Annotated in this window: 6 protein-coding genes and 1 pseudogene; 2 read left to right on the forward strand and 5 right to left on the reverse strand. The window is 60.6% G+C overall.

Features of this window, described 5'->3' with window-relative positions:
* Positions 1-47: 47 nt before the first annotated feature.
* From BEN47_RS08265 to BEN47_RS08280, 4 genes are all read right to left on the reverse strand, one after another.
* The gene (locus BEN47_RS08265) at positions 48-809 is read right to left on the reverse strand and encodes a zinc ribbon domain-containing protein (RefSeq protein ID WP_070727103.1); all 762 of its coding nucleotides are present in this window, start codon (positions 807-809) and stop codon (positions 48-50) included.
* Complete coding sequence (locus tag BEN47_RS08270) at positions 799-1,920, reverse strand: Nif3-like dinuclear metal center hexameric protein (protein WP_070727106.1); 1,122 nt, start codon at positions 1,918-1,920, stop codon at positions 799-801. Before BEN47_RS08270 ends, BEN47_RS08265 begins: the two co-directional genes overlap by 11 nt.
* Positions 1,921-1,996: 76 nt before the next feature.
* Complete coding sequence (locus tag BEN47_RS08275; protein WP_070727107.1) at positions 1,997-2,689, reverse strand: uracil-DNA glycosylase family protein; 693 nt, start codon at positions 2,687-2,689, stop codon at positions 1,997-1,999.
* Positions 2,690-2,827: 138 nt separating this feature from the next.
* Complete coding sequence (locus tag BEN47_RS08280) at positions 2,828-3,529, reverse strand: DUF6992 family protein (RefSeq protein ID WP_070727109.1); 702 nt, start codon at positions 3,527-3,529, stop codon at positions 2,828-2,830.
* Between the two features lie 125 nt (positions 3,530-3,654).
* On the opposite strand from BEN47_RS08280, the gene lpxK reads away from it, so the two are divergent.
* A complete protein-coding gene (lpxK, locus tag BEN47_RS08285) occupies positions 3,655-4,728 on the forward strand; it encodes a tetraacyldisaccharide 4'-kinase (RefSeq protein WP_158010923.1) in 1,074 nt (357 codons plus the stop codon).
* Between the two features lie 56 nt (positions 4,729-4,784).
* The gene (locus tag BEN47_RS08290; protein WP_158010925.1) at positions 4,785-6,782 is read left to right on the forward strand and encodes a putative porin; all 1,998 of its coding nucleotides are present in this window, start codon (positions 4,785-4,787) and stop codon (positions 6,780-6,782) included.
* A 13-nt stretch (positions 6,783-6,795) separates the two neighbouring features.
* Here the strand turns inward: BEN47_RS08290 and BEN47_RS23025 are convergent.
* Positions 6,796-6,909, reverse strand: a pseudogene (locus BEN47_RS23025) (IS982 family transposase); the annotation flags it as partial.

Below are 6,909 nucleotides of genomic sequence, written 5' to 3' on the forward strand. Positions count from 1 at the left end.
GATTTTAATCAGCAAGACAGATTTTTTGGGTTACCCAAAAGACCAGCTTAGATCGCGCGAGCTTCCACGTCGGCCAGAATGCGGCCGCAGTGCTCGCACACGATGATTTTCTTATGCGAAATAATATCCGCTTGGCGCTGGGGAGGCACCGTGTTGAAGCAGCCGCCGCAGGCATCGCGCCGCACTAGCACCACGGCCAGGCCGTTGCGCACGTTGCCGCGGATGCGGGTGTAGGCCGTCAGCAGGCGCTCTTCTACGGGCTTGGTGGCCTCTTCGCGCTGGGCCATGATGTTGCGCTCTTCCTCCTCGTTCTCGCCCACGATGGTGTCGAGCTCGCCTTTTTTGTTGTCGAGGTCCTTGCGGCGCTCGTCCAGTTTCGACTTCGTACCGCTTATTTCAGCGTTTTTCACGTCAATCTGATACTGCGACTCCTTGATTTTCTTGTCGGCAATCTGGATTTCCAGGCGCTGCAATTCAATTTCCTTGGCAATGGCTTCGAATTCGCGGTTGTTGCGGACGTTCTGCTGCTGCTCGTCGTACTTTTTAATGAGCGACTCGGCGTCTTTGCTGGCCTGCTTGCGGCTCTTAATGAAGTCGTTCAAACCCTGAATTTCCTCGTCAAATTTCTTGACACGGACCTCGTAACCAGCAATTTCGTCTTCCAAATCCTGAACTTCTTCGGGCAAATCGCCGCGCACGCGCCGGATTTCATCGAGCTGCGAGTCTAGGTTCTGCAAGGTGAGCAGGGCTTCGAGCTTGGCGGCTACGGGAACGTCGGCAGGAGCCACGGCGGCACTTTTAGCAGTCATATTGAACGGGGTTCGTAGGGGTTTCAGCGATTAAGACCGCAAAAGTACGTTCAAATCCGGCCGTTAGCAAATCCCTGAACACCTCGCTGGTGAACTGTTCGCTTTCAAAATGGCCCACGTCGCAAAGCATAAGTTGTGCTTCGGCACCAAAAAACTCGTGGTATTTCACGTCGCCGGTCACGTAGGCATCGGCCCCGGCGGCCCGCGCCGCCCCAATAAGAAAGGCGCCCGCTCCGCCACAAATAGCCACCGTTTTTATATCGCGCTCAAACGCCGTGTGCCGCACCACCGGCACCAGCAGCCGGGCCTTGAGCATGGCTCGGAAGGCGGCGGGCGCAAGCGCAACGGGCAGCTCGCCCATCATGCCGGAGCCTACCTCGTGGTGCGTATTTTCGAGCTTGATAAGCTCGTAGGACACTTCTTCGTAGGGGTGCGCGGCGCGCAACGCCTGCAGCACCGCCGCCTGCCGATGCAGTGGCAGCAGCACTTCGAGGCGCAGCTCGGGAAGGGTTTCGGGCTGGTGCGGAGCCCCGATGGCGGGCTGGGTACCGGCGCCGGGGGTGAAAGTGCCGGTGCCCTCGGTGCGAAAACTGCAGTCGGCGTACTGCCCAACTTGGCCCGCGCCGGCCGCGTACAAGGCTGCCAGTACCCGGCCGGCTACGTCGGTTTGCTGGTCTTCGGGGCGATGCGGCACGTAGGTGATGAGGCGGGCCAGCGTGCCAGTTTTGGGCGCCAGTACGCGGGTGTTAGTCAGCCCAAGTTTTTCGGCAAGCTTGTCATTTACGCCCCCGCGCACGTTGTCGAGGTTGGTGTGCGCGGCGTAGATAGCCACATCATTTTTGAGCGCCGCGATGATGGTTTGTTCGACTTCATTGGCCCCCGTGAGGCGCTTAAGGGGACGAAAAATGACCGGGTGGTGGCACACCACTACGTTGCAGCCGCGACGCAGGGCCTCGGCTACAATGGCCGGGGTGCAGTCCAAGGCAATCAGCACGCCGGTGACTTGGGCCTGCGGGTTGCCGCACTGCAGGCCGGCGTTGTCGTAGCTTTCCTGGTAGGCGAGGGGGGCCGCGGCTTCCAGCAGGCGGGTCAGGTCTTGAACGGTGGGCATGGGCAAAATACTTTATAGATAGCGCTACAAATAACCCGCTTTTGGTGCAGCCATCGTCTTGGGGTAGATTGCCGGGCTACGCCGGGGCGTGGAGCAGGGCCCCCAATTCGGCCACGTAGTGCGCTACGTTCTGCTCCAGGTCGCGCCGACGGTACTGCATGAGGTAGCGCGGATGGTCCAGCACCACAATTCGCTCAAACAAGCCAAGCTCGTCGTTTAGTTTATTGAAAAAAAGGCCGTTGCGCTTGCCCAGGCTCACGGCCACGTCGGTCCTCAGGCCGAGGGCCTGCACTTGCTGGCGCAAGGAGCTGCGCATTTCCGGCCACAGGGATTTTAGCAGGGCCGGGGAATCGTAGTAATTATAGTTCAGGCCTTCGTGCAGCAGCACCAGCGGGTAAACCGAGCCCAGGTAAAAGTGCCGATAGAACGCCGTAGGGCCGCCCATTTCAGTCACCACCGCATAGATGAACTGCGAGGAGAGCTCTGGGCGCTGTCGGGGGAGGTCGTGGCCGATGCCGCAGTGTTCGGCCAGGGCCGTGGGGTCGGTGAAGGCCACGCCCGTGCGGCCCATGCCCAGCCGGCCGGGGTTGATGCCCAGGACCGCGACCCGGGGTGGTGCCTCCACGTAGTGCCTGCGGGCAAACTGAGCCAGTAGCTCATGCACCGCTGGCTCGCGGAAAGGACTGGCGGCCGCCACGCCCGGCGGCAGCGCCAGCGGCAGGGGAAACGACGAGAGAAACTCCAAAAGCTGGGCGGCGAATGTGGACATAGATGTATGAGGAATAGTATCGTGAAATGTCGACCTCCGCGTTGACCTCACCCCTTAGCCCCCTCTCCCGCGGAGAGGGGGAACTAGATTGTAATTCTAAAAAAATGGTTTACAGTTCACAATTATTTAGAGCTAATGCTAGTTCCCCCTCTCCATGGGAGAGGGGACTAGGGGGTGAGGTGAACGCCAGGGTTTTGCCGCAAATCCTTGTCCCAGCGGCAACACCACGCCCACCGAGCCGGCACCCAGCTGAATGCGGCTCAGCAAGGGATAGAGGCTGCGCCCATGCCGGTGGTGGGTAGCATACTGGAAACCATCGAATAACAGCAAAACCCCGCCTTGCAGCAGCAGCGACTGTCCGTAGCCGCGCCACCGCGCCGAGGAGCCGGAGGCCGTTGGGTTGCGCCCTTTTTCGAGTAGATAGAAGCCCGTGGCCAGATACGCCACGTCGAGGCCCGCGTTGAAGAGGTACAGGTTTTCGGTGCTTAGCTGGCGGCGCACGTTGCCGGCGCGGTCGGTAAGGGGCTGGCGCGTGGCCCGCCGGGCGGCCAAGTAGCCGGTGCCGGCCAGCGCCAGATTCACCGCGCCCCAGCCGATGTTCATTTGATGGAAATACCGGGCCGAGCCTTCCGTCTGGCCATAGGCAATGCCACTGACCAGTAGGTTGCCCACGGCCCAGCCACCCAGTAGCTGCAGGCCGCGCTGGTCCAGGTGGGTGCGCTCCAGGCTAAAATCGGGGAGGGGCGCCATGCTGCGGATGGTATCGGCGGGGGCTACCGGCGGGCCCTGGGCAGTGAAACCCAGCGCCAGGAAGCCGCCGAGGAGAAGTTCTAGGTGCATAAAAGGAGCCTGCGGTGATTAATAAGTTGCAAACAACTGCTTCGCGGCGGCTTTGGGTGGCTACCCGCAGCAGGGCTGTACTTTTGCCGGCTCTCACTGGAGCATAATTCTTGCTTATGGCGCGCATGTGGACTATTTTCCTGCTGCCCTTCTCCTGGCTCTACGCTGGGGTAATGGGCATTCGGAATTGGCTGTACGAGGTCGGCTGGAAAACATCGGAGTCGTTTGCCGTTCCGCTGCTCGACGTGGGCAACCTACGCGTGGGCGGCACTGGCAAAACGCCGCACGTGGTGTGGCTGGTGGAGGAGCTGCGGCGCCAGGGCCACCGCCCGGCCATCCTGAGCCGGGGCTACGGCCGCCTCACCCACGGCCCGCGCGTGGTGGGCCCGTCCGATTCGGCGGCTACCGTGGGGGACGAACCCTGGCAGTACTTCCAAGAATTCGCCGCCAGGCAAGTACCAATTGCCGTGGCCGAAAAAAGAAGACTCGGCGTCCGATTGCTCTTGGAGCAGCAACCTGAAACCACCGTGGTAGTGCTCGACGATGCTTTCCAGCACCGTGCCGTGCGGCCTACCCTCAACGTGCTGCTCACCGAATGGGCCCAGCCGTTTTACCAGGACCACGTGCTGCCGGCCGGACGCCTGCGCGAAAGCCGGCACGGCGCCCGCCGCGCCGATGTCATTATTATGACCAAATGCCCGCCCGGCCTCTCAGCCGCGGCCCAGGCGTTAGTGCTGCAACGGGTGAGGCAATACAGCCGGCCGCACGCGCCGGTGCTGTTTTCCAGCTACGCCTATGGCCAGCCGGTGGCCATGTCGGCAGATGCGGCCGGCACCCCAGCGGCGCTCCGGCCGCTGCCGGTCAGCGGGCATTCGGTTCTGTTGCTCACGGGAATAGCCCAGCCCGGCCCATTGCGCGAGAATTTGGAGAAACAGGGCTACGCAATTGAGCACCACGCGGCCTTCCCCGACCACCACGCCTTCCAGCCGCAGGATTTGACCAGGCTGCGGGGGCATTGGCAGCCGGACTGGCCTATTTTTACAACCGAAAAGGACGCTACCCGGCTGCAGGCGCCCCTGGTGCGGGCGGCGTGGGCGGGGCTGCCGCTCTATACCATTCCGGTGCGCGTCGCGTTTCTAGGAGCCGGCGGCGCTGCTTTGCGCGGCCTGCTGCCCCCGGCACCTGCTGCGGCTTCCTAATTATTTACTTCGCTTTGCCGGAGGCTTCCGTAGTCTGCGGCGTATTTATTACTTGTTTGAAGGCTTCGAAACACGGTTTTTTTAGAAGGTGGTCCCCGCTGGCTTCCCTGGTGTTTGGGCTGCTGCTGTGCGGCGGGCTGGGCGGCACCCCGGCGGCGCAGGCGCAGGTGCTCGATGATTCGACCAAGGTGCTCTACGGCCCCAAAACCACCCGCGTCATCTACGAGGCCGAGGTGCTGCGCGATTCCACGTCGGGCACGCCCATTGATACCACGCTCACCCGCTGGCCGCAGGCGCGGTTCTGGTTCCACGACACTACTTTTCAGCAGGACTTGGGCGCCGTGGGCACGGCTTCGCGGCCGCTGCTCTACCAGCCCAACCTGCAGCTTGGGGCCCGGTTTGGCCGCAATGTATTTGACAAATACGCCCGGGTGGCTGCCGAAATTCCCTACTATGATTCCCGCTCGCCGTACTCCTTTTTCCGGCTGGTGCAGTCGGGCTCCGGCGAGCAGGTGTTCGAATTCAGTTACAGCCGCAGCCTGAAAAAGAATTTCAGCGTAGGCATTGCCTACGAGCGGATTGCGTCAAATAAAATTCTGGCGGCCCGCTCCTCCCGCGACGGCCTGGTGGAGCATTCCAATGTGCTGTTATTTAGTCGTTTTCAAACCGAAAACGAGCGGTATCACCTGCTGTTTAACTTCTCCAACGTGCGGCACCGCGGCATTGAGCAGGGCGGCATCAGGCCCGCCAGCGACACCCTTGAGCTCAGGGAGCTATTTAACTACGGCCGGGAGCAGGTGTACCTCACCCGGGCAGCCAACAACGAGGCCCGCGACGAACTGTACCTGACCCAGACCTACCGCCTGCTGGGGCGTGGCCTCACCGTGTACCACACCCTCGACGCCAAACGCCAGTACAACAGCTACTTTGACCAGGAGCTGCGCGCCGACAACAGCGGTGGCTATCTGTTTTATCCACCCAACCCGGTGCGGAACCGCACGGCTACATTGGACCGCGCTCAATACCAGCAGGTAGAGAACACGGTGGGGGTACTGGGGCGCACCAAGTCGGTGGAATACCGCCTTTACGCCCGCAACCGCCTGGCTTCCCTGGCCAGCAAGACCCTGGATTCGGCGGCCACGGCCACCGATACACGCCTGAAAACGGCTGCGCCCACCCGCAATTTCAACCAGGTGTTTGTGGGCGGTATTGCTTCGTTCAACTACCGCACCATTTACTCCATCGAGACGGCGGGCGAATTGTACGCCCTGTCGCTGTCGAACAAATACACCAACTACCCCGAATACTGGCTGCGCGGCACCGTGCGCACGGGGCCGCTTTCGGCCGAAATCCTTCAGACTTCCTATTCGCCCACTCTCACGCAACAGGAGTTTGTGGGCAACCACTACGAGTGGCACAACCTGCCCGGCACCGCCACCGAATTTGAGAACGTGAACGCCACGCACCTCACCGGCCGCCTGGCCCTGAAAGTGCCCAACTTCGGCAAGCTCACCAGGCAGCGCTTCGAAGCCAGCGTGAGCGGCGTGTCCATCGGCAACCTCGTGTATTACGATACCGATGGCGCCCCAACCCAGGAAAGCGGCTCTAAAAACTTGCTGATTGGCTCTGCTCGCTATCGGGTGCACTTTGGCCGGGTGGGCTTTGATAACCAAGCGACCTACACGCGAGGGGGCGATGTGCAGGGCATTCGCATCCCGGAATTGGTGACCAATTCCCGGGTGTTTTACGAAAGCTATATTTTCAAGAAAGCAGTGTTCAGCCAGATTGGTCTGGAAGCGTATTACCAATCCCGTTATCGGGCGTTGGATTATAGTCCAAGCACCCAGCAATTCTACCTGCAAAACGGCTTTACCATCCGAAACTATTCGGTGGTGGACGCCTTTATTTCGGCGGATATTAAAACAGTATCTGTGTTCCTCAAAGCCGCCTATTTAAACCAGGGACTGCTCTACGATGGGTATTATGCCACGCCGTATTACTCAGGTTATCCGAGGCGTTTTCAATTTGGAATAAAGTGGAATTTCTTTAATTAACCCAAGTTGCGGATTATAGTCCAACTTGGTCGAGGGCGTGGACGAAAATGAACAGCGCGATTTTGAGGACAAATCCCTGGGCCGTGACCGCATGAATTTGTTTGGGAAAGCGGGCGGTGAGTTGGCT

Origin of the sequence: Hymenobacter lapidarius, assembly GCF_001816145.1 — a bacterium.
In the GTDB taxonomy this organism is placed as follows: domain Bacteria; phylum Bacteroidota; class Bacteroidia; order Cytophagales; family Hymenobacteraceae; genus Hymenobacter; species Hymenobacter lapidarius.